Source organism: Halodesulfovibrio marinisediminis DSM 17456, assembly GCF_900129975.1.
Taxonomy (GTDB): Bacteria; Desulfobacterota; Desulfovibrionia; order Desulfovibrionales; family Desulfovibrionaceae; genus Halodesulfovibrio; species Halodesulfovibrio marinisediminis.
The window spans coordinates 638174-661156 of sequence record NZ_FSRG01000003.1 but is presented as its reverse complement, the minus strand read 5'-3'; the positions used below and the strand labels follow the sequence as shown (position 1 = coordinate 661156).

Below are 22983 nucleotides of genomic sequence, written 5' to 3'. Positions count from 1 at the left end.
TTCAGCAACAATTTTGTTACATAACAATGCTCAAAACTGCTCATATAAGCACCGTATAGATTTTATACTAAGTCAGCAACACCAGAAAGCTCTTTAAGACGCGCTATCACATCTTTTTCAAGCTGCAATACTTTGGTATTAATTTTATCTATTGAAAAATGTTCCAACAACTCTCTGGCGTCTATAGTTTGGCAAACTGGCAACAACCCGCCGAGGTGCGCAAGATAACCCACAATCGCTTCAGCTGAAATTCCGGCTTCACGCATTTTGCGCAATTCAAAATGCCCATGGCGCTTTGCCAGCCGTTCTCCTTCGTAATCCACAACAAGTGGAAGATGAATGTACTCAGGCGGAGGGCAACCCAACAACTCATATAAATAAACCTGTCGAGGCGTGCAGTGTAAGATATCTTCACCCCTGACAATCTGCGTAATCCGCTGACGAATATCATCGACAACCACCGCTAACTGATATGCAAAAACACCGTCCGAGCGTCTTAACGGGAAATCTCCGCCACAATCTTTCCAACTCATGCAGCACTCGCCATGCAACACATCGGTAAAATTGATTTGATCTTTTGCGCAGTGTAGTCGCATAGAGCTTCTGCGCCCTTCAGCTTCACGCTGGCTGCGCTCTTCAATGGAAAGGTTCAAGCAAAGCTCAGGATAGGCAGTTCCGTAATCACCTTTATGTGGCGCAGAAGCCAAAGAGCGTAGTTCTTTCCTGGTGCAAAAACACGGATAAACAAGCCCGTCCTGTTGAAGAGCTTCAATCACACGCTCATATAATCCTGTAGATTCACTTTGAGTATATGGTGCGTAATTACCACCTATATCTGCCCCTTCATCCCAATCCAAACCAAGCCAATGCAGATCTTCAATAAGACCATCTACATATTCCGGCTTAGATCGATCAGGATCAATGTCCTCTATCCGCAAGACAAGCTTGCCATGCTCCTTTCTGGCAGCAAGCCAGCACACGAGAAAAGACCATGCATTACCAAGATGAATATACCCTGTTGGAGAAGGCGCAAAACGTCCCCTGACAACATTGCGATCATTCAAATCGGCAGGACAAATTTCAGCAGCTATTTTTGCAAGATTACTTGTAGAACTCATGCACAGGTGAAATCATGGTGAGCATGATAAGTCAACCAGTTCATCTCACTCATTCAACTATATACATCAATTCTAAGGCTCTTCTCAGCCTAAAAGAAAAGAGACATACACCATCGTATTATTTCTTTCCGAAAGGACAACACATATCACGCTCGATTCATTAATAATTCACTTTTATTGAACCTATACAACTTATCCAACAACCTCAGAGCGTTCTTTTGAATACAATTTTATGCTATACTCACAACAAAAAGGAGTAGCTATGTCAGAAAAAAAATGTATTGCTAAGAACACAATGACAACTTCCCTTCTATCAGAAATGTACAAAGGGGCTACAAAAGCTTCGTATTTTGTGACAGATAACAGAGATTTTTCTGCTAATGATGTAAAACAATTCGAGCTTTTACTCAGCGCCAGCAACACACAAAAATGACATTAACTTCCTAAAACACACTCAACTGCTTGAAAAATTTATTTTTTATTTTACAACAAAATTATTGCTCAACTCATTTTTTCGGGATATAGTTTAGTCAAGATAAGCATAAAAAGCTGAAGTTAGTTAGTTCACCACTAAACTTAACTGATTACATCAAAGTTTTAGGGAGGTGTCCATTTGGAAACTCCACCATGCATCTTATCAGGCGAATAGGTTCAAAAAATTCGCCACAACTTGATTAGGAAACTAATTAATTCTCAACATAACTCAAAGAGATAGCACCGAGGCAACAGCCTCGGTGCTTTTTTTATTACCCTCTTTTATCCATATTTATTTTTTCAATACAATTCAGTGCGATTGCCAATAAGAGCGCCCACTAATTGCTACCCTCCCAACTAGTTACTCAACCAGTCGTGTTACTATTTGTTTTTTTTTAACACAAAGAATGGCGATTGAGTAAACAACCATTACACGCAGAGCATATTATCAATTTTTTCTATGAATTACAGGAGAAAATATCGGCATTTTATTGACACATTTTGCCAGCAAGATGTACGACTTTTATTGTTCTTCAACGTTATGATTCGTTTGATACTTAATGGTTTACAAACGCCCAAATGCAAGGAGGCAGGGATGAGTCTCAATAGGCGTGATTTTGTTAAACTGTGTACAGGGACTGTGGCTGGACTCGGGATTTCCCAGATGTTCAACCCAGCTGTATGTGAAGCGATTTCCGGTTCACTTAACGGCGACCGTCCTCCAGTTTTATGGTTACAGGGCGCAGGCTGTACGGGTTGTTCCGTATCACTGCTGAACTCTGTTAACCCTCACATTAAAGACGTTCTGCTCAAAGTTATTAGCCTTGAATTCCATCCAACAGTGATGGCATGGGAAGGCGAACCTGCAATGGAACACATGTACAAAATTGCAGACAAGTACGACGGTAAATTCTTCCTTGTTGTCGAAGGAAGCATTCCTACTGAAGCAGAAGGTAAATACTGTGTTATCGGTGAAGCCGGTCACAGAGAAATTACCATGGTTGACGCAATGAAAGAACTTGGACCTAAAGCAGCAGCAGTGCTTGCAGTAGGTACCTGTTCTGCATACGGTGGCATTCCTGCAGCAGCAGGCAGCCAAACCGGTGCCAAAGGTGTTCGCGAGTTCTTTGAAGCAGAAGAAATTGCAACTCCTGTTGTTAACATTCCTGGTTGTCCTCCGCATCCTGACTGGATCGTTGGAACAGTAACTGTTGCTCTTGACGCTATCAAAAAGCATGGTCTTGCAGACGGTCTTGGCGAAGTTGTTAAAATTCTTGATGATGAAGGACGTCCAACTCCGTTCTTCGGCGAGAACATTCATGACAACTGCCCATACCTTGAAGACTTTGATAACGACGTTCTGGCAACTAAGTTTACTGATGTTAAAGGTTGTCGCATGGAACTCGGTTGTAAAGGTCCAGATACCAACTCTGACTGTTACAAACGTAAATGGAACAACGGCATGAACTGGTGCGTAGAGAACGCTGTATGTATCGGTTGCGTTGAGCCAGACTTCCCTGATGGTAAGTCCCCGTTCTACGAGCCAGCTTAACGGCTTGTGCGCCCTTATACATTCCTAAGGAGGAATTAACATGTCTGGTTGCAAAAGAAATGGAGCAGCAGCCAGCGGTAAAACAGCTCACATCGCAATCGATCCGGTAACCCGTATCGAAGGTCACTTGAAAGCTGACGTTACCGTTGAGAATGGCAAAGTTGTGGACGCAAAGCTTTCCGGCGGTATGTACCGCGGGTTTGAACAGATCCTTCGTGGTCGCGATCCTCGTGACTCTTCACAGATCGTTCAGCGTATCTGTGGCGTATGTCCAACAGCGCACGCAACTGCTTCTATTATGGCTCAGGACGCAGCATTTGGCGTAAAAGTTACTGACAATGCTCGCGTTACCCGTAACCTCATACTCGGTGCTAACTACCTGCAGTCTCACATCCTGCACTTCTACCACTTAGCAGCACAGGACTTCGTTCAGGGTCCTGATAGCGCACCGTTTGTACCTCGTTACCAGAAATCCGACCTTCTTGAAGACCGTAACAAAGATCTTAAAGCTGTTAACGCAGCAGCTGTTGATCAGTACATCGAAGCTCTCGACGTACGTGCAGTCTGTCACGAAATGGTTGCTATCTGGGGCGGTAAAATGCCTCACGTACAAGGTCTCGTAGCTGGTGGCGCAACTGAAATGCCTACCAAAGATCGCATTCTTGAATACGCAGTACGTTTCAAGAAAGTTCGCGACTTTGTTAATAACAAATACCTCCCAACTGTTTACACCGTTGGTTCTGTATACCCTGACCTGTTCAAAGTTGGACAGGGTCATAAAGCATGTATCGCATACGGTGTATTCCCACTCGATAATGCTCACTCCAAGTTCATGATGAACCCTGGTGTATACTTCGACGGTAAAGACCATAAGTTTGATCCTTCCAAAATCCATGAAGATGTTAAATACTCATGGTTCGAAGATTCCACTTCCGGTCTGCACTACTCTGAAGGTAAAACTATCCCTGCTCCTAATAAAAAAGGTGCATACAGCTTCGTTAAAGCTCCTCGCTACAACGGCGTTGCTTGTGAAGTTGGTCCTCTCGCACGTATGTGGGTTGAGAACCCTCCACTTTCACCTGTTGGTCAGAAAATGCTGAAAGAAAAATTCGGCATGGACGCTAAACGCTTCCGTGATCTCGGTGAAGATGCAGCATTCTCCCTCATGGGTCGCCACGTAGCTCGTGCTGAAGAGACTTGGTACATCCTTGACTTCATTGACGCATGGCTCAAAGAAGTTAAACCAAACGAAGAAACCTTCACTGCTTACGAAATCCCTGAATCTGGCGAAGGTACTGGTTTCACAGAAGCTCCTCGCGGTGCTCTGCTCCACTACCTTGACGTTAAGGACAGCAAAATCAACAACTACCAGATTGTTTCTGCAACTCTCTGGAACTGTAACCCTCGCGATGACAAGGGTGTACGCGGTCCTGTTGAGGAAGCTCTCATCGGTGTTCCTGTACCGGACGTTGATAACCCAGTAAACGTGGCGCGTCTCATTCGTGCCTTTGATCCATGACTGGGCTGTGCCGTTCACGTGATGAACGCAGAGACCGGTAAAGTTTCCGTTGTTGAGTTCGAATAAGACTCGCTCCTGAACTTGCCTAATAAAAGAGGAACCTTCGGGTTCCTCTTTTTTTGCCAACATTTTTTTAGAATAGAGTTCAATAAAACACCTTGCCCAGCTATCAATATCTTTTTATTGATAGAGGACCTCATTACTACAGTTTTCACCTTGTTGCTTAAAGGACTAGTCATGAAAAAGCTTTTAGTATTAGGCATCGGCAATACCCTACTCACCGACGACGGTATTGGCGTTCACGCTGCTGAAGTTCTTTGGAAAGAAGAATGGCCGGAAAATGTTACTGTGATGGAAGCAGGAACATTTACTCAAGACATATATGCTCTATTCCAAGGCTACGACAGACTGTTAGTTCTTGATGTTATTCACGCTGAACATGAGCCGGGCACAATCTACGAACTTACAGAAGACGATCTTCGCTCAAACGAAAAACAACGAGTTTCAATTCATGATATCGACATGCTCGACTCACTCCAGATGTGCGAAATGCGCTGCGGCACGCGCCCACGAATGGAGATTATCGGCATGCAGCCTTACGATATTACAACTTGGAATATTGGACTTTCTGAAGTTTGCCAGGCAAAATTTGACAACTTCGTATCACACGCCCGCAAACGTATTCAGCAAATTATCAAAGAGCTGAACTAAAACGTTCGTTCCCTTCAAACAAAAAAGCCCCCTAAATGATCAGACCAATCAAACAGGGGGCTTTTTTTGTTGTATAGAAATTAATAAGTTATGCTTCTTACCGCAAGCAAAGACATAGGTTGAAATAGCAGCCATCCACCACTGCTAAAAAATATGCAGAAAGCTCTTTGACCATTCTGTTGAGGCTCCGCCCGTTCTTAAACCCACCACAGATATCCAACCTTCCATCTGCCAACTTTGTAGGCACCACCAACAAAATTCCTACAACATACGTTTAAAACTCAACATCCTAAAAATACCCCCTCATAAAAAAATCTTCGCCCCCCTGAATTTTCTTAAATAAACAAGCTTGATAGATACCCAATTTAAAAAATTAAGCTGCTGGTACAATTCCTGCTTTCATTATTCTGTAAACCATACCAATTTTTTTCATCTCGGGTACATCCCAATATATCGGAGAAACTACCATATGAAAGCTTTAGAAAACAAACAGCTGTCCTTTAATCAACCCCTTAAGTTGACGGAATTTTACAAAATCGGACATGACAAAGATCCAATAAGCCTCAACGATAAACGCCAACTCACCGCAGGCAAATCGTGGAAAGGACGTATCGTTTCCATGCTTGAAACAGTTGGAATTTTCAAAAAATACTGCACTGATTTTCGCGAACAAGAAGTCGCAAGAAGCAGGAATACAGCATGGAAGCTCTCAAAAGTTTTGGAAGAAAAATATGGTGCTCGTTCCCTACACGCAGCCCTTGAAAACACGAAACAACGTTTCCACGGCATGGACGAAGTACGCTTCATTAAAGGCATTGATCTCGGCATGAAAGATCAGGAGACTCTTCTCACATGTGGTGAAGCACGTTCTGTCATTAACGAAGCCGCTGCTGTTAGTAAGTTTTTGGAATTGCATCCAAAGCCACAAACCTGCGAAATGGGAACTCAGACAGATACACCTAACGTGCATGAAGTAGAAATCCAGACAGAACTACTTAAAGAACTTAAACCATTAAAAAAACTGTCACCAAAAGCTACACAGCATTCGGTATCTTCACAGGCTCAAACAGGCACCACAACAGCAGCACAATCCACCCCTAACACTGTCAAAGCGCCCCTAAGCAATGCAGAATTAATCACTGACCCTATTAAAAAACACTCCTTGGCAAAAGATTTTGTTAAAGATGAAAGCAAGCTGCAGGGAATTCTCAAGGAAATGGGAGCGTCGCCAGAAAAACTCACAAGCTCCCGTGCTGAATACGTTGCCTCACACGTTTTAAAAGAGGTCCACGCACAGGCAACCGACAAAGAGCTTACAGAAAACGATCTGCACCGCATGGCTAAACACGCGCTCGAAACAGCGTTAAAGCATTCTTCAGCTTGGAACCGTGTTGAAGCAATCAAAATTGGAACAGAGAAACACTTACATAGCACCGACAGCAACTTTAAAGCCGATACTAAAGCTCTTTCCTCCGAAGTTAAGAAAAACGCTAAAGAAATAATCACTCGCGATTTTATTACAAAGGTTGCACAAGAAAAAGGCATATCTCTCAATGATGCTCAAACCAAATTTGCTATGAAAGAAGCTATAAGCACCGCTGCATACACAGCAGAAAAGCAAGGCGTTATGCTTGGCAGGGAAAACTTTAAAGAAATCGCGATAATTAAAATAGATGAAGTAAAAGGTAAAAGTCGAGCTCGCCTACTCGCCGGCTTCTAATAAACCAATACAGAAAGGTTCAGATTATGGACAACCATACAATTATACAGGGTGTTTTAAAAGAATTCGGCAAAATTATTGATCTTGAATCCCTTGCTCTTAATCAAGACGGAAGCTGCAAGCTTATGTTCGACAACGAGCTTGAAATAAATTTTGAACTGGATCAAACCACAGACAGCCTATTCCTTATAAGCCCGGTTGCAGTAGGAAACGAAAAACTGTTTGCTGATGCACTACAACTAAACCTTTTCTGGGGGGAACTTAACGGATGTCGCTTTATTTTACTTGGCAACACCAACGTCCTAGCCCTTATGCGCCGAATCCCAGTTGAAAGATTCGATCTCATCACTCTTGAAACAGAGCTTGAAAAATTTCTGGAGACTGTCTCTGTATGGAAACAAGCATTTGAAAACAAATTGCAAGAGGAACAAGAGAGCGCAAGCACATCCGATCAATACATGCAAAATTTTATGAATCGTGTGTAACAATATAAGACATGTCACATCGTTATCCATGAAGGAATATTAAAAAGAATTACAGGTTGATGTGGCGAAAACTACCATATCAACCTGTAGTCAACTACTTCAACATGTAGAAGTTTCTTTTGAATTCAAGAACCTAGACAAGTTATTTTCTTGAACCACTTCTGAATACCCCACTTTTCACTCTAGAGTACGACTCTACCTATCCTGGTCTTTTATAAAAAGCCCACATCGTATTCTTTCTGCCCTCTCACCAACATAGACATACCACAAACTTCATCCACCTAAATTAATTGTAATTTTTCTCAAAAGCCGAGTCCTATATATTTCATAGCACTAAAAAGCCCCCAACCTTCCCCACGGATTCTACATATACACCTCATCTAATAGTAATCATCTGATGATATTGTTTTTTTCTATTATGCAAAAAAATCCAGTCATGCTATGTTGATGCCAATTATATGAGTTGACTTCTTAGTTATATGTATATGTTACGTATGAAGCCAACAGTGTTTATACGTCTGGTGTAGCACCAAAGTGCAAACCGTTTCCTTCCTATAAGGAGGTTGTATGAAAATTTCTGTAGGTCTCGGCAAAGAAGATGTCGTTGAACGTCTAGAGAAAAAAGGCGTCTCCCGCCGTCAATTCCTAAAGTATTGTACTGCCGCCGCAGTATCACTGGGAATGGGGCCCGCGTTCGGCGCCAAAATTGCCGAAGCTGTCACCTCTAAACTTCGTCCTTCGGTAGTGTATTTGCATTGTGCAGAATGCACTGGCTGTACTGAAGCTCTATTACGGGCACATGAGCCGTACATTCAAGAAATCCTCTTTGACACAATTTCACTCGACTATGATGAAACCATTATGGCTGCAGCCGGTGATGCAGCTGAAAAAGCCCTTGATCAAGCTGTGACAAATCCTAACGGTTTTATCCTCGCAGTCGAAGGCGGCATCCCGACAAAAGACGGTGGTATTTACGGCAAAGTAGCCGGACACACCATGCTGGATATTGTGACGAAGATCGCCCCAAAAGCAACAGCGCTTATCAACCACGGTACTTGTGCCTGTTTCGGTGGCGTCCAAGCTGCTGCTCCTAACCCGACTGGTGCAAAAGGTGTTAACGAAGTTCTTAAAGATAAAAACATCGTTGGCATTAATGTGCCGGGTTGCCCACCTAATCCATACAACTTTGTACATACTATCCTGTACTATCTCACAGAAAAGAAAGCACCAGAGCTTGACGATCTTCAAAGACCTATTCCGTTCTTTGGCACAACTGTTCACGACAAGTGCCCACGCTTGCCACACTTTGAAGCCGAAGAATTTGCTCCTTCCTTCAATTCTGAAGAAGCCCGTAAGGGTTGGTGTCTGTATGAATTAGGATGCAAAGGGCCAGACACATATAACAACTGCCCAACCATCAAATTCAATCAGGTAAACTGGCCTGTTGAAGCAGGTCATCCTTGTATCGGCTGCTCTGAACCAGACTTCTGGGACGAAATGAGTCCATTTTATGAAAACTAGCAGCTTGAACCGATAGCTTATCCCAAGGAGCAAGATACATGAAAAGCAATTCCTCTGGATTCCCTGTTACTCCTCAGGGCAACAAGAGCGGCAGAGTTGTTGTAGATCCTGTCTCGCGTATTGAAGGTCACCTTCGTATCGAGGTAGAATTAAAAGATGGTAAAATTGCCAACGCATGGAGTTCTTCAACTTTATTCCGTGGGCTTGAAATAATCCTTAAAGGTCGCAAACCGGAAGACGCCCAGCACTTTACTCAACGCTCATGTGGCGTTTGTACCTATGTGCACGGCCTTGCTTCCACCCGTGCAGCAGAAGATGCCTGCAAAGTGACCATTCCAGAAAACGCTACCCTTATCCGTAACCTTGTTATGGCCAGCCAGTACATGCATGACCATATTGTTCATTTCTACCATCTCTGTGGACTGGACTGGATTGACGTAGCGGGCGCATTAAAGGCAGACCCTAAAAAAGCTGCTTCCATTGCGAACTCTATCTCACCACGCAAAACCAAAGCAGAAGACCTTAAAGCCGTTCAAACAACCCTTAAGAAGTTTGTAGACAGCGGCCAACTTGGGCCTTTCACAAATGCATACTTCTTAAACGGTCATGAAGGATACTACCTAAGCCCTGAACTGAACCTTATTGGCACAGCTCACTACTTGGAAGCTCTCAAAATTCAGCTTCTCCCTGCCCGTGCAATGGCTATCTTCGGTGGCAAAAACCCACATCCCCAGTTCATGCAGGTTGGCGGCGTAACTTGCTACAGTTCTTTAGAAAAAGACAAACTCAAGCAATTCCGTGACCTTGTCATGCAGACAAAAAACTTCATTGATCAGGTTTACATCCCTGACCTCATCGCAATCGCAGGCCAGTATAAAGACTGGACACAATACGGCGGTTGTACAAACTTCCTCACCTTCGGTGAATTCCCAACCAAAGGTCAGGAATTTGATACCCGCTTCTTACCTGCCGGTGTCGTCATGGATCGCAACATCAAAGAAATACAAAAGTTCGATCCAGGCAAAATCGCTGAGCATGTTCGCTACAGCTGGTACAAAGGTGATAAAGCATTACATCCTTACAAGGGTGAGACCGACCCTAAGTACACTGACATGTTCGGTGAAGATCGCTACTCATGGATGAAGGCACCTCGCTACCAAGATAAAGCTATGGAAACAGGCCCTCTTGCACAGGTACTCATCGCCTACGCAAAAGATCATCCTAAAGTTAAACCGCTTGTTGATCACGTCATTAATACACTTGGTATTAAAGTTGAGAACCTCTACTCAACTCTCGGTCGCATCGCAGCTCGCGGTATTGAAACGGCTGTTATTGCAGAACATTGCATAGAAATGCTGGACCAGCTTGAAGGCAACCTCGCAGCAGGCAAAAACCAAATTATCGAAGACATCGATATGGTGGATAAAGCTGAAGGCGTTGGTTTCGTTAATGCTCCACGCGGTGGTCTTTCACACTGGCTCAAGGTTAACGAACAAAGAATCGATAACTTCCAGCTTGTTGTGCCTTCCACATGGAACCTCGGCCCTCGCTGTGCAAACGACCTGCTGTCACCAGTAGAAGAAGCACTCATCGGCACCCCTGTGGCAGATGCAGAACGTCCTGTTGAAATCCTCAGAACTGTGCACTCCTTCGACCCATGTATCGCCTGTGGCGTACACGTCATCGACGGCAACACAAACAAAGTGCACAAGTTTAAAATTAGATAAAGAAAGTTGACTTCGGTGGCTGGGGAAGAATCTTTCTCCCCCAGCCACCTTTGCCAATCGGAGGCAAAAAAGGAAAAAGAACTATGGCTAATTCTCCCGAAATTCTCGTTCTGGGCGTGGGAAACACGCTGTACACTGATGAAGGGCTTGGAGTTCGTGCTGTTGACCAATTGTCCTCTTCGTATAATTTTTCAGATAATGTAGCGCTTTTTGACGGTGGCACTCTTGGCATGAAGCTGATGGATCACATCGTTAAGTACGACAAGCTGATTGTTGTCGATGCAGTACTATGCGGAGATAAGGCAGGCTCCATCTATCGCCTAGTTGGTGAAGATTTACGCAAGAGCCTTGGTTTCAATAATTCAATGCACCAAACAGATTTAGTAGACACACTCATCTTCTGCGAACTCATTGGAAATCGTCCCGACACCGTCGTCATCGGGATGGAACCTAATGACTACGAAACAATGAATATTAATCTCTCACCAGAAGTAGCTTGCAAACTTGATTCAATGTGTGACATTGTACTCCAGGAAATTACTGAGTCCGGCGGCAAATTTTTCGCAAAATAGTCTGCCGGTATCCATTCAAAGTATATTTTGATGAATTATCAGCATTACGCTGTTCCTAGGAGTGCTTATGTGTCTTGCAATTCCTGCTGAAGTTGTAGAAATTCAGTCTGATACGATGGCAAAATGTCGAGTGGGACAAAGTGAAACCTACATTGATGCCTCTACCATGCTTTTGGAAAGTCCTGCCGAAATAGGTGACTACGTGATTGTTCACGCAGGATTTGCCCTTCGCAAGCTGGACTTTGATGAAGCACAGGAGACATTACGGCTACTCAGACAAATGGCAGGAATTAACGAAAACACACCGGGCGCTTTTTAGCTAATTCAGTTCATAGTAGTATTAGTCTCCTGTAGAATAACTGCAGGGGACTTTTTTCTTTTGACAAAAAAGTTATTTTTCTTCATCACTGCTCTGTTCTTGACTTTAGCAAGCATTTAAATCAATCTAACTGACTTATTTCAGCAATGTTACTTCCGGAGGAAGAGATTCCCATGAGCGACTACAAAAAGACGCTGCATCTCCCAAAAACCAAATTTCCAATGAAGGCAAACCTCTCCCAGAAAGAGCCTGAAATGCTCAAAGAATGGGAAAGCAAAAAAGCCTATGATGCAATGATCGCCGCAAGCGGCGAGAATGGCGAGTACGTCCTGCACGACGGCCCTCCATATGCTAACGGTCACCTCCACCTTGGTCACGCACTGAACAAGGTTCTTAAAGATATTATTATTAAGTCCCAGAACATGCAGGGCAAAACAGCCCAGTTCGTTCCGGGCTGGGACTGTCACGGTCTTCCGATTGAGCTTAAAGTAGAACAGCAGCTCGGCGAAAAGAAAAAAACCATTCCTGAACACGTATTCCGTAAACTCTGCCGCGAATACGCTAATAAATTCGTTGGCATCCAGCGAAAAGAGTTCAAACGTCTCGGTGTGCTTGGCGAATGGGAAAAGCCGTACCTTACCATGCATCCATCTTACGAAGCTGCTACAGCTCGTGAGCTTGGTCATTTCATGGAAAAAGGCTCTGTTGCTCGTAGTAAAAAGCCTATCTACTGGTGTGCTTCCTGTAAAACTGCTCTTGCAGAAGCAGAAGTTGAATACGATGATCACGTATCTCCTTCCATCTACGTTCGTTTCCCTATGAACGACGCACGAGTGAAGGAAGTATTCCCACAGGCAGACCCAGCAAAAACATTCGCAATCATCTGGACAACCACTCCATGGACAATTCCAGACAACATGGCGATTGCCGTACACCCAGAGCTTGAATACAGCCTCGTTGAGGTAAGCGGCGACTTCTACCTGCTTGCTTCTGCATTGGTTGAAGAAAACGCTAAAACCTTTGAATGGGAAGACTACTCTGTAGTTGGCACCACCACTGGTGACAAGCTTGAAGGTATCGTTGCCAAACACCCTATTTACGACCGCGAATCTCCGATCTGCCTCGGTGATCACGTTACTACCGAATCCGGTACCGGCTGTGTTCACACTGCTCCAGGTCATGGTCGCGAAGACTTTGAAGTTGGTCAGAAATACGGACTTGAAACTTACTCCCCAATGGACGACGAAGCTCGCTTCCTCGATTCCGTTGAATTCTTTGCAGGCCTCACCATTACCGAAGCTAACCCTAAGGTAATCGAAAAGCTTCAAGAAGTGGGTAACCTTCTTGGTCACTCCAAAGTTAAGCACTCCTACCCACACTGTTGGAGGTGTAAGCAGCCTGTTATCTTCCGTGCTACTACTCAGTGGTTCATTACCATGGAAGCTAACGATCTTCGCAAACGCTCCCTTGATGCAATCCGTAATGATGTAAAATGGATTCCAGCATGGGGTGAAGAGCGCATCTACAACATGATCGAAAACCGTCCTGACTGGTGTATCTCCCGTCAGCGCATGTGGGGCGTACCTATCATCGCACTGCTTTGTAAGAGCTGTGATGAAGCTTGGTACGACACCGAGTGGGTAAACGGTATTGTAGAGAAGTTTGCACAGCACGAAACAGGTTGTGACTACTGGTTTGAGTCAGACATTGCTGAACTCGTACCGGAAGGACTTGCCTGTCCTAAGTGTGGCGGCAACCACTGGAAACGCAGCAGAGACATTCTCGACGTATGGTTCGACTCCGGTACAAGCTTTGCCGCAGTTGTAGAACAACGTCCGGAACTCAGCTTCCCTGCTGACATGTACCTCGAAGGTTCTGACCAGCACCGCGGTTGGTTCCATAGCTCCTTGCTTGCTTCTATGGGTACCCGTGGATGTGCTCCATACAAAGAAGTTCTTACTCACGGCTACGTAGTAGACGGCGAAGGTAAGAAGATGTCTAAATCTTTGGGCAACGGCATTGAGCCGGAAGAAGTAATCAAAAAATACGGCGCAGAAATTCTCCGTATGTGGGCTTCTTCTGTTGAATACCGCGAAGACGTACGTATCTCTGAAGAAATTCTGAGCCGCCTCGTTGACGCATACCGTCGAATTCGTAACACTAGCCGCTACCTGCTTGGTAACATCAGCGACCTTACTGCAGACGCTCTTGTTCCGTTTGAAGAAATGGAAGCACTTGATCGCTACGCACTCGACCTCGTATGCCGTGCGCACGAAAAAATTCAGACTGCTTACAAAGAATACGAATTCCACAAGGTGTACCACACCCTGCATAACCTGTGCACAACCGATCTTTCTTCCTTCTACTTAGATATCCTGAAAGATCGCCTCTACTCTTCTGCTGCTGACAGCAAAGAACGTCGTTCTGCACAGACTGCAATGCTGCACATTGTGACCTTACTCGTTCGTAACATGGCTCCAGTACTCAGTTTCACTGCTGAAGAAGTATTCAAATACATTCCTGAAGGTCTCAAGCCAGAAGTGGATACCGTATTTGCACTTTCTTCCAAAGATCTGCAGCTCTTCTCCATCTCTGATGAAGAACGTGCTAACTGGGACGCCCTGCTTCAGGTTCGCTCTGAAATGACCAAAGCAATTGAGCCTGTACGTAAAGAAGGTATTGTTGGTCATCCGCTGGATACCCACATCACCCTGTACATGGCAGCTCCTCTTGCTGAAAAGCTTGAAGCGCTGAACACTGACCTGCGTGCTAACTTTATCGTTTCACAGCTTTCAACAGCCGCTCTTGAAGATGCTCCTGCAGATGCCTTCGCATCTGAAGTTGAAGGTCTTAAGATCACTGTCGCTAAAGCTGAAGGCGAAAAATGTGAACGTTGCTGGATTTACAGCAACGAGCTTGGCACTGACAGCGAACACCCAACTATCTGCCCACGTTGTACTGGCGTTCTCAAGGCAGCTGAGTAATCAAAAATATTTACCTCTGCGGGCCGAGGCGCTGCCTCGCCCGCATAAGAGGATTACACCTCTTATTTACAATCGACTGCAATAACAGCTTTTTCATTTGACTTTAGTTCAATATTTGCAAAAGTTGCTAGCGGCAGCCTGAGGAAAGAAATTGCAAAAAAACTTAAGGTACGTTTCATCAGTTAACGTAACCACAAGGACTGCCTACAAACTCTCCTCAATCTTCATGGTAAATATTTTGTCATAAATTTAAGAGCCTGCCGGACTTGCTTCGGTAGGCTCTTTTTATATATGCTTCCGTACCTGGAGGTACCATGCGCTCTCGATACATGATCGTCTACGGAATTGGTCTTCTTTCCATTATTGTTGACCAATTCACTAAGTGGCTTACCGTTCAAAACATTCCCTTATGGAGTGGTTTTCCCGTAATTCCTGATTTTTTTAATCTGGTGCATGTACTTAACCGTGGTGCGGCATTCGGATTTTTGAGCAGCACAGAATCCAACTGGCAAATTTGGCTATTCAGTGGCGCAGCTGTTGCCGCCTGTATTGCCGTGCACCTTATGACGCGCTCCGCAAAAGCCAACAAAATCCTTTTCATAGCATTAGGACTTATCCTTGGTGGAGCCGTAGGCAACCTCATTGACCGCATTAGAATTGGCGCTGTTATCGATTTTCTCGATTTTTACTATAATAATTACCATTGGCCGGCATTTAACGTCGCAGATATTTGTATCTGCATTGGCGCAGGACTAATGCTGTTGACCATCAAGGACATTGCATAGGGAGAACTTATGAATGATTTATTGCCAATATTAAACATATTTTCAGTGTCTGAAATGAATCCGGCACTGATGGCTCTGGCTCTCGCTCTTCCCATTTTGCCTAATTTATGGTCTATTTGGCATTCATATAAACATGAATTCACATCACCGATGGAAAAATACGGCTGGATGCTTGCAGGCGTAATGCTACCAGTAATTGGTGGAATTCTGTATCTGCTGTTCGGCTTCCGCCGCACTACCGGACTTGCCCCGTGGGCGAAACCACCTCAACAGAGAGGATAATCCATGCGAATTGCTATTCGTGTAACTCTGCTATGTCTCAGTGCTCTATCCCTGCTCGCTTGCGTTAAACAGGAACAGGTAAACCTCTTGGAACGTAAGCTGTCGCAGCAGGAGCAACAAATTCTTGCTCTTAACAACACTCTTGGTTCCACTTCACAAGCTCTTGATTCTGTACGTCCTGAACAGGCCGACATCTGGTCTGAATTAAAGGGGATGAAAGTTTCTCTCGCTACCATTGAAGGTCAAATCGAGGATGTCCAGGCTGAATCAGGTACCGTTGCTTCTCTTGAAGCAGACGTTGCGAACATCAAACAACGTATCACACAGATTGAAGGCGCCATACGCATGATGTCATCACAGTTAGGTATTGAAAACTACCTTCCTGCCCCTGCACCTAAAACAACAACTTCGAGACTGCCTGCAACATCAGTTCAGCTGCCAGCAAACGGAGAAATGCTTCCGACTCAGAATGGACAAGTAGTTCAGGGTGCCCAACCAGTGGAACCTGCACCAGTTGTACCTGCTACTCCTCCCCAGAAAGTAGCTCCTGAAGACCTTGCAGAAGCATTATATAAAAGTGCGTTACAGGCTTTCAATGAACGCCGCTATGAAGATGCACAGCGCATGTGGAGTGAGTATGAAAAGACCTACCCAAAATCCAAACTAGCTGCGAACGCTAAGTTTTGGCAGGGCGAGGCATACTTCCAAATGAAAAACTACGCACGCGCAACCCTTGCTTACGAGGATGTCATTAAAAAATATCCTAAGAGTAATAAATTTCCACAGGCCTTATTAAAACAGGGTCTCAGCTTTATTAAACAAGGCAAAAAAAATGCCGGCAAGTTCCGCCTCAATCAACTTATTGAAAAGTTCCCTAAATCAGTTGAGGCAAAACGCGCTAAGCAAGAGCTTGCTAAACTGTAAGTCAATTTGGTTAACATCATGACAAAAGAGTACCGTAAAAACGTCCATCTGACCTTTCCGCCTACCATTTCCGGCTCACCTGTTATCTGTGACCTTACCCGAATGTTCGATCTTTCTTTCAACATTCTCAAAGCACAGATTACCCCTCGCAAAGAGGGGCACATGACCGTTGAAATCATCGGCTCTAAAGAGAATTATCAGAAGGGTATTGAGTATCTGGAGAAAAACCGTATTGTTGTAACCCCTGTTACTCAGCGAATCTCACGCGATGAAGATTCCTGCATGCACTGTGGTATGTGCACGGCAATCTGTCCTAATGGTTCTCTTTTTGTTGATCGTGAGAAGCGTACTATCGTGTTCGATATTGATCGTTGTACCGCTTGTGGCATGTGCGTACGGGTATGTCCGGTTAACGCAATGCATGTTGATTCAGAAAATGGCATGATCTAACACCGGAGTTGTCTATGGAAAAACGAGAATTTGCATCCATCTCATTGTACCTCAAAGGTCGTATGCGCCTTTTAACAGATAAAGATGAGCCGTCCCGTTTTTCCGGTTTCGGTCTTTCTGATTCCAATCTGGATGTTGAAGAGCTCAAAAACTCCCATACACCGGAAGCAATGATCTCATTTCTTCTCAACATGAATGCAAAACTTGATGCAATCCTCTCCCACTTGAAACATGACCAACTTGAAATGGACTTTCCAAGCCCAATTGAAGTTACAGAATTGAGTGGAGCTGATCTTACCATCAAGAACACTCTTGGGTTAAAGGAAGGCACCTACCTTGAGTTACTTGTCTTCTTAAGCGACTTCCCTTTGAGTGTTGCTGGTGCCTGCGGACATGTAACCAGAGCTGATGATAACACCGCTACGGTGGAGTTTGACCGAATCAGCGCAGAAGACCGTGAAAAAATCGTTCATCACGTTTTTGTGGAAGAACGAAGACAAATTCGAACCCAACGCCTTGCATAACATCTGCCCAGCCAGAGAATAAGCAACGTTAAGGTTACGATAATCTAAAGCCCCTCATATTAAATGCTATGAGGGGCTTTTTTATTATATTTGGTTAGATAATACATAGGTAAACTTTTACTGCTCCCCGTTACTGCTGACTGTAACAGGAAAACAGCGCATAAGCCGTTGCATTTCGGAAAATAATTATTCATAGTTACCCAGCTTCTAAAGGTTACTCGTATTTTTGCTTTCCTTCTCACCTTAACAACGCCTTAGGGAGACCTCTTCTATGACTACTAACGACGCTAATGTAATGGATGAAATTTTAGATCGCGTTTCCAGCCAGATCGCGAACAGCATTACCCAGACCATTACTACCAGTGTAGAAAATACCCTAAGTGAGCATCTGACTCAGGCTTTGATGGAAGGTGAATTTTACAAAAAGCTCAGCATAGAAATGCACGAGGGCCTTCAATCCATCTACTCCGAAATCACCGCTTCAGATACCCCAAATTTAAACGCCGATGAAGAAAAGCAGGCAACTCAACTCTTTGGTGAAGCCTCTGAGCAGCTGGATGCAGTCTATAAGACCCTTGAGAATGCTACAGATAATATTATGACAATCGTCGAGCAGCAGATTCAGATGCGAGAACTGGCTCTAGCTCACCTGCAAAGCGCACAACGCGCACAGCCTGACAATAAGGACTTAGCCGCACTAGCATCCCTAGAAAATAAGTTAAGCCAGAACATGAATGAAATCATGACTGCCCTCAGCTTTCAGGATCTGGCCGGTCAACGTATTCTACGTATCATCAGCGCATTGCAAAAACTTAAGACCACAGTTTTTGACCTCTATTCAACAAGTGACTTTATCGCTGTTAAAAAAGCAGAGCGAGAATCTCAGGCAAAACAAGCCGATTCAACTAAAAAAGTTGATAACTCTGAACTAAAAGGTCCTAGTGAGACAGCCTCACAATCAGACGTTGACAATTTACTCGCATCTCTTGGACTTTAGAAATTGAAAGATAGGGATTACTTTTTTCTATATTTTCTGTATGTTGCGAAGTAAATTGTCGCATCATATACTTTTAGGACAACAACAACCTCTTAGAAAAAACGCTGTAAGGAACATTTTCAGTAACTTTTTGCAGATTTGCAATTGACAGTGAGTTACCAAGGTGTTAGCTACTCCTCCTCAGCACAAAGAGGGCCTATAGCTCAGTTGGCAGAGCCTCCGGCTCATAACCGGCAGGTCGCAGGTTCAAATCCTGCTAGGCCCACCAGCACTCAAGCGCTTGCAGTTTTCTGCAAGCGCTTTTTATTGTCCAGCACACTCAAATGCTAACAACCAATCCCTCACCACCGATGACTTCTTTGTACAGGTAACACAGCTCACAGAAGAGTCTTATGCCATACCATACGGAAGTCGCTGAACATTGCGCTCCACCCTCCTCATCACTACAAACTGGAATTTCTTAAAGAGCGTAATATGTAATATTCGTATGCTGGCGTAACCACGCTACATGCTGTTATGCGAATATTCATCATAGCTTGAATCGGCTAAAATCCGCAGCCTACCTTGACGAGAAGCACTTACTAACGTAGTACTCTCAATAATTATCGACACGCAATCAACAGACTTCGTAATTTAAGGGGCATAATTAATGAAGCTTTCTGCGCGTACTCGCTATGCTGTCCGAATTCTTGTAAAATTGGGACGACATGGCACGGATTCTCCATTGAAAACCACTTCCTTGTCAGAATCATCAGGAGTTTCCGTACAGTTCATCGAACAAATCCTTCGTCCTCTCAAGAAAGCAGGACTTATTAAAAGCATGCGCGGCGCTGCCGGGGGCCACATGCTTGCAAAATCACCCAAAGATATCTCAGTTGGTGACGTTATACGTATAATGGAAGGACATGTGGGACTTACCGCATGCTGTGACATAAAACTTGCTGACGAATGCCCACGAAAAGACTTTTGCACTACTCGCAACGTCTGGCTTAAGGCATCCAAAGTTTTAGAAAAGGAACTGGACTCAATATCACTGCAAGATATTATTGATGGAAAAGTTCAACCTCTTGAATAATCTTTAACACGTACTATTCGTAACGAACTGCTATCTAATTTGTTACGAAAACTACATAAACAACAGCGCCCTGCTATAAATTTATAGCAGGGCGCTGTTGTTTATTATGAAATCATCTTTTTTGCACACTGCATCAACAGCCCTTCATTCTTACAAATAGCTTCTTTTCAATCCCCTTTCCCTCTCCATAACCCCTATAATACGCATATTTTTTTTTTAGAATCCTTGTTGACACCCATTTCTGATTCAGCTATTTCCGACCTATCTAATCCGGATTAGATTAATCTGGATTACAGAGGTAGGAATTACTCCAACAAAAACTACACACCAAAATCAAGGAGCAAGTCATGCGTATATCTACAACTGCACACAATGCATCGTTACTGCTAGCTCATCTTGCTCTACAGGATGGCAACAAACCAGTACCAGCTGCAACCCTATCTGATAAAACAGGTATTTCTGTAAAATTTATCGAAAAAATTATCCGCTCTCTTAAATCTGCCGGAATGGTCAGAAGCGTGCGCGGCGTTGCTGGTGGTCATATCCTCTGCAGACGCCCTGAAGAGGTAACTCTTGCGCAGGTATTGCGGGTTATTGAAGGCGGAGTAATTGCCCCTACTCCCCAGGTTGAAGATGAGTTTGTTTCTACTCCTGTTGTTGGTTCTTGGGACAGTGTAGCGCAAGCATTAGAAGACACTCTTGAGAAAATCACTCTTGCCGACCTGATGCGCAGCGAGGCCTCAACCTACAGTCAATATAATTAATCCGGTAACAGGCAGGGGAAAACAAGATACGCCCCCCCTACCCAACTTACCTCAATCGTAAATCTATTCAGGAAAGCTGGCTGCCATTGGGTATGTCCAGTTTTTCCTTAGAGATAATGTTGCTTTAAAAAAAATCGTCCAAATAGACGTAACCGCTTACTGGTGGGGATCATCCTGCAGGTGAGCACTACTTCACTGATATGTAAGAGGAGATCAGGCATGAAGAAACTACTTATTCTCGGTTCAGGTTGTGGCGGCACAATGATTGCCGCAAAAATGCGCAAGCTGCTTGCTGAGAAAGAATGGGATATCACAATTATCGACCGTGATCCGATGCACCACTACCAGCCAGGCTGGTTGTTCGTACCATTCGGCATCTACACTCCGGGTGATTGTGTAAAGCCAAAAGCTGAGTTTATCCCTAAAGGTGTTAACTTCGTACTGGATACCATTACCAATATTGACCCAAAGAACAAAGTTGTAACCACTAAAGAAGGTAAATACGACTACGACTGGATCGTAATCGGTACCGGTGCTCGCGTTGTACCAGAAGAAGTTGAAGGTATGATGGATGACTGGCGTGGTGATATCCACGACTTCTACACCCCTGACGGTGCAGCGGCTCTTATGCCTAAACTGCACGACTTCACCAAGGGTAAGTTGATCCTCAACATCGCAGAAACACCATACAAATGCCCTGTTGCTCCACTTGAATTCCTCTACATGGCTGACGACTTCTTTAAGAAGCGCGGCGTACGTGACAACATTGAGCTTGAGCTTGTTACTCCGCTTACCGGTGCATTCACCAAGTCTGTAGCAAACCGCATCCTTGGTGGTCTCTGTAAAGAAAAAGGCATTAACATTGTGCCTAACTTTGTTCTCGACAGCGTTGACACCAAAAACAAAGCTCTTGTTAACGTAATGGGTGAAGAGATTAACTACGACCTGCTCGTATCTATTCCACCTAACTTTGGTCAGCAGGTTCTCGAAGACTCCGGCATCGGCGATGCTATGTGCTTCGTACCTACCGACAACCACACTCTCAAAGCTGAAGAGCACGAGAACATGTACGTAATCGGTGACGCAACCAACGTTCCAACTTCTAAAGCTGGTTCTGTTGCTCACTTCGAGTGCGACATCATCTGTGAAAACCTCTTCTCTGAAATCAACGGTGGCGAGCCACATCACAAGTTTGATGGTCACTCCAACTGCTTTATCGTAACCAGCCTTGAGAAAGCATCTCTCATCGACTTTAACTACGAGACTGAGCCGCTTCCAGGTAAGTTCCCGCTTCCAGGCGTTGGACCTTTCGATCTTCTCGGCGACACCCGTATGAACTACTACGGCAAACAGATGTTCCGTTGGGTTTACTACAACCTCATGCTGAAAGGTCACGAACTTCCATTTGAGCCAAACATGTACATGGCTGGCAAAATCGACGTTCGTAAAAACAAATAGCGGAGCCTACTACTATGACCAACGAAGAACTCATCTTAGCTCGCCTTGAAGCTATGGAAGAAAAAATCAGTATGATGCATAGTCGTGCTGAAACCATGGCTGAACTGGGAGCTACAGTTACCCCGATTATGCGGGATACTCTTCACAACGTAATGCTTGGCGAGATGGATGCTCTTCAGCACCGTTGCGAACTGGACGACATCACTGCTCTGTTGAAACGCTTTGTTATGAGCGTGCGCAACATCACATGGGCACTTGAGCGTCTTGATGACCTCGTAGACATTTGGGCTCTTACCGAGCCTATGATCAAGCCTACCTTCCTTGCTGCAATCGACAAGTTCCAGGAACTGGATGAGAAAGGCGTATTCAAGTCCATGAATGCACTTGCTGAATCCATGGGTAAAATCACTGACAAGTACTCTCCTGAAGAAATCGGCCGTATGGGCGATGGCCTCGTAGTACTTGCCGGTCTTCTCGAAAAAATGGGCGATGCAGACCTTGATAATGCAAAACCAGTAAGTCCTCTTGGCATGGTTGGAAAACTCCATACCAAAGAATCCAAGCAGGCACTTGGTCTTGTTATGGAACTCGTTGCTGCACTCGGCAAAGAAAAAGCATAACGACCAGTATCTCCTAAGATATAAAGCCCTCTACAGAAATGTAGAGGGCTTTTTTTGTTGGCAGATACACGTAAAAACTACTCTCCCGCACTCTCTTTTTTTAAATTCCTACAATTTTAGTAGGAAAAAGGTTGAACCTAACTTTCCAATACTGTAACGTTAGTCTCATACAGTGAGTAGTTACAGCTCTCACTCGGAATATCTGCAAGACATTGTTTTAAAAAGATATTCGCTTAAGCATCGGTCATACATTTGTTCGATGCGTGGTTGAAATTTTTTTTGCGTTTATATCATACTTTTATAGTATGATTTTAGGAATAATCTCATTGTGCAAATGTAGGCAGTGGCGATTGCCTCACCGTTGCACAGCGTTCATTTTTACAGATTGTTAAAATCTGTCGT

At 44.3% G+C, this 22983-nt stretch carries 22 protein-coding genes and 1 tRNA gene; 22 read left to right on the top strand and 1 reads right to left on the bottom strand.

The genetic code is table 11. The annotated features are described in order from the left end of the window. Window positions 1-62 precede the first annotated feature (62 nt). Complete coding sequence (gene gluQRS, locus BUR09_RS03200; RefSeq protein WP_074215492.1) at window positions 63-1118, bottom strand: tRNA glutamyl-Q(34) synthetase GluQRS; 1056 nt, start codon at window positions 1116-1118, stop codon at window positions 63-65. Window positions 1119-1380: 262 nt separating this feature from the next. Between gluQRS and BUR09_RS16790 the strand changes: the two genes are divergently transcribed. The 22 genes from BUR09_RS16790 to BUR09_RS03095 all read left to right on the top strand — a co-directional run bounded on the left by BUR09_RS16790 (window position 1381) and on the right by BUR09_RS03095 (window position 22581). Further along, window positions 1381-1551: a hypothetical protein gene (locus BUR09_RS16790; RefSeq protein ID WP_175565977.1), complete on the top strand. Its 171-nt coding sequence runs from the start codon at window positions 1381-1383 to the stop codon at window positions 1549-1551. Window positions 1552-2187: 636 nt separating this feature from the next. Then, window positions 2188-3144, top strand: coding sequence for a NiFeSe hydrogenase small subunit (gene hysB / locus BUR09_RS03195; protein ID WP_074215491.1), 957 nt, complete (start codon window positions 2188-2190; stop codon window positions 3142-3144). Window positions 3145-3184: 40 nt separating this feature from the next. Further along, window positions 3185-4663: a NiFeSe hydrogenase large subunit HysA gene (gene hysA / locus BUR09_RS03190; RefSeq protein WP_074215490.1), complete on the top strand. Its 1479-nt coding sequence runs from the start codon at window positions 3185-3187 to the stop codon at window positions 4661-4663. A 237-nt stretch (window positions 4664-4900) separates the two neighbouring features. Beyond that, window positions 4901-5374, top strand: coding sequence for a NiFeSe hydrogenase maturation protease (gene hysD, locus BUR09_RS03185; protein ID WP_074215489.1), 474 nt, complete (start codon window positions 4901-4903; stop codon window positions 5372-5374). 469 nt (window positions 5375-5843) lie between these two features. Continuing rightward, complete coding sequence (locus tag BUR09_RS03180; RefSeq protein WP_074215488.1) at window positions 5844-7094, top strand: hypothetical protein; 1251 nt, start codon at window positions 5844-5846, stop codon at window positions 7092-7094. Between the two features lie 26 nt (window positions 7095-7120). Beyond that, the gene (locus BUR09_RS03175) at window positions 7121-7579 is read left to right on the top strand and encodes a type III secretion system chaperone (protein ID WP_074215487.1); all 459 of its coding nucleotides are present in this window, start codon (window positions 7121-7123) and stop codon (window positions 7577-7579) included. Window positions 7580-8146: 567 nt separating this feature from the next. Next, window positions 8147-9100, top strand: a complete 954-nt coding sequence (locus BUR09_RS03170) for a hydrogenase small subunit (RefSeq protein ID WP_074215486.1) — start codon at window positions 8147-8149, stop codon at window positions 9098-9100. A 38-nt stretch (window positions 9101-9138) separates the two neighbouring features. Beyond that, on the top strand, window positions 9139-10827 hold the full coding sequence (locus BUR09_RS03165; protein ID WP_074215485.1) for a nickel-dependent hydrogenase large subunit: 1689 nt from the start codon (window positions 9139-9141) through the stop codon (window positions 10825-10827). Window positions 10828-10910: 83 nt separating this feature from the next. Further along, window positions 10911-11399, top strand: coding sequence for a HyaD/HybD family hydrogenase maturation endopeptidase (locus BUR09_RS03160; RefSeq protein ID WP_074215484.1), 489 nt, complete (start codon window positions 10911-10913; stop codon window positions 11397-11399). Between the two features lie 67 nt (window positions 11400-11466). Continuing rightward, complete coding sequence (locus tag BUR09_RS03155) at window positions 11467-11718, top strand: HypC/HybG/HupF family hydrogenase formation chaperone (RefSeq protein WP_074215483.1); 252 nt, start codon at window positions 11467-11469, stop codon at window positions 11716-11718. A 173-nt stretch (window positions 11719-11891) separates the two neighbouring features. Next, window positions 11892-14702, top strand: coding sequence for an isoleucine--tRNA ligase (gene ileS / locus BUR09_RS03150; protein ID WP_074215482.1), 2811 nt, complete (start codon window positions 11892-11894; stop codon window positions 14700-14702). 314 nt (window positions 14703-15016) lie between these two features. Further along, window positions 15017-15487 (top strand): signal peptidase II, encoded by a 471-nt coding sequence (gene lspA, locus BUR09_RS03145; RefSeq protein ID WP_074215481.1) that lies wholly within the window; start codon window positions 15017-15019, stop codon window positions 15485-15487. A 9-nt stretch (window positions 15488-15496) separates the two neighbouring features. Continuing rightward, the gene (locus BUR09_RS03140; RefSeq protein WP_322788040.1) at window positions 15497-15769 is read left to right on the top strand and encodes a PLD nuclease N-terminal domain-containing protein; all 273 of its coding nucleotides are present in this window, start codon (window positions 15497-15499) and stop codon (window positions 15767-15769) included. Window positions 15770-15772: 3 nt separating this feature from the next. Next, window positions 15773-16693, top strand: coding sequence for a tol-pal system protein YbgF (gene ybgF, locus BUR09_RS03135; RefSeq protein ID WP_074215480.1), 921 nt, complete (start codon window positions 15773-15775; stop codon window positions 16691-16693). Window positions 16694-16711: 18 nt separating this feature from the next. Then, window positions 16712-17143: an NIL domain-containing protein gene (locus tag BUR09_RS03130; protein WP_074215479.1), complete on the top strand. Its 432-nt coding sequence runs from the start codon at window positions 16712-16714 to the stop codon at window positions 17141-17143. 14 nt (window positions 17144-17157) lie between these two features. Next, window positions 17158-17667, top strand: coding sequence for a hypothetical protein (locus tag BUR09_RS03125; RefSeq protein WP_074215478.1), 510 nt, complete (start codon window positions 17158-17160; stop codon window positions 17665-17667). Between the two features lie 271 nt (window positions 17668-17938). Then, window positions 17939-18664, top strand: coding sequence for a protein phosphatase CheZ (locus BUR09_RS03120; RefSeq protein WP_074215477.1), 726 nt, complete (start codon window positions 17939-17941; stop codon window positions 18662-18664). 192 nt (window positions 18665-18856) lie between these two features. Continuing rightward, window positions 18857-18932: transfer RNA gene (locus BUR09_RS03115), tRNA-Ile, on the top strand. 381 nt (window positions 18933-19313) lie between these two features. Beyond that, complete coding sequence (locus BUR09_RS03110; protein ID WP_074215476.1) at window positions 19314-19739, top strand: RrF2 family transcriptional regulator; 426 nt, start codon at window positions 19314-19316, stop codon at window positions 19737-19739. Window positions 19740-20086: 347 nt separating this feature from the next. Next, complete coding sequence (locus BUR09_RS03105; protein WP_074215475.1) at window positions 20087-20503, top strand: RrF2 family transcriptional regulator; 417 nt, start codon at window positions 20087-20089, stop codon at window positions 20501-20503. 219 nt (window positions 20504-20722) lie between these two features. Further along, complete coding sequence (sqr, locus tag BUR09_RS03100) at window positions 20723-21961, top strand: type III sulfide quinone reductase, selenoprotein subtype (RefSeq protein ID WP_074215474.1); 1239 nt, start codon at window positions 20723-20725, stop codon at window positions 21959-21961. Between the two features lie 14 nt (window positions 21962-21975). Continuing rightward, on the top strand, window positions 21976-22581 hold the full coding sequence (locus BUR09_RS03095) for a DUF1641 domain-containing protein (protein ID WP_074215473.1): 606 nt from the start codon (window positions 21976-21978) through the stop codon (window positions 22579-22581). The last annotated feature ends 402 nt before the right edge of the window (window positions 22582-22983 follow it).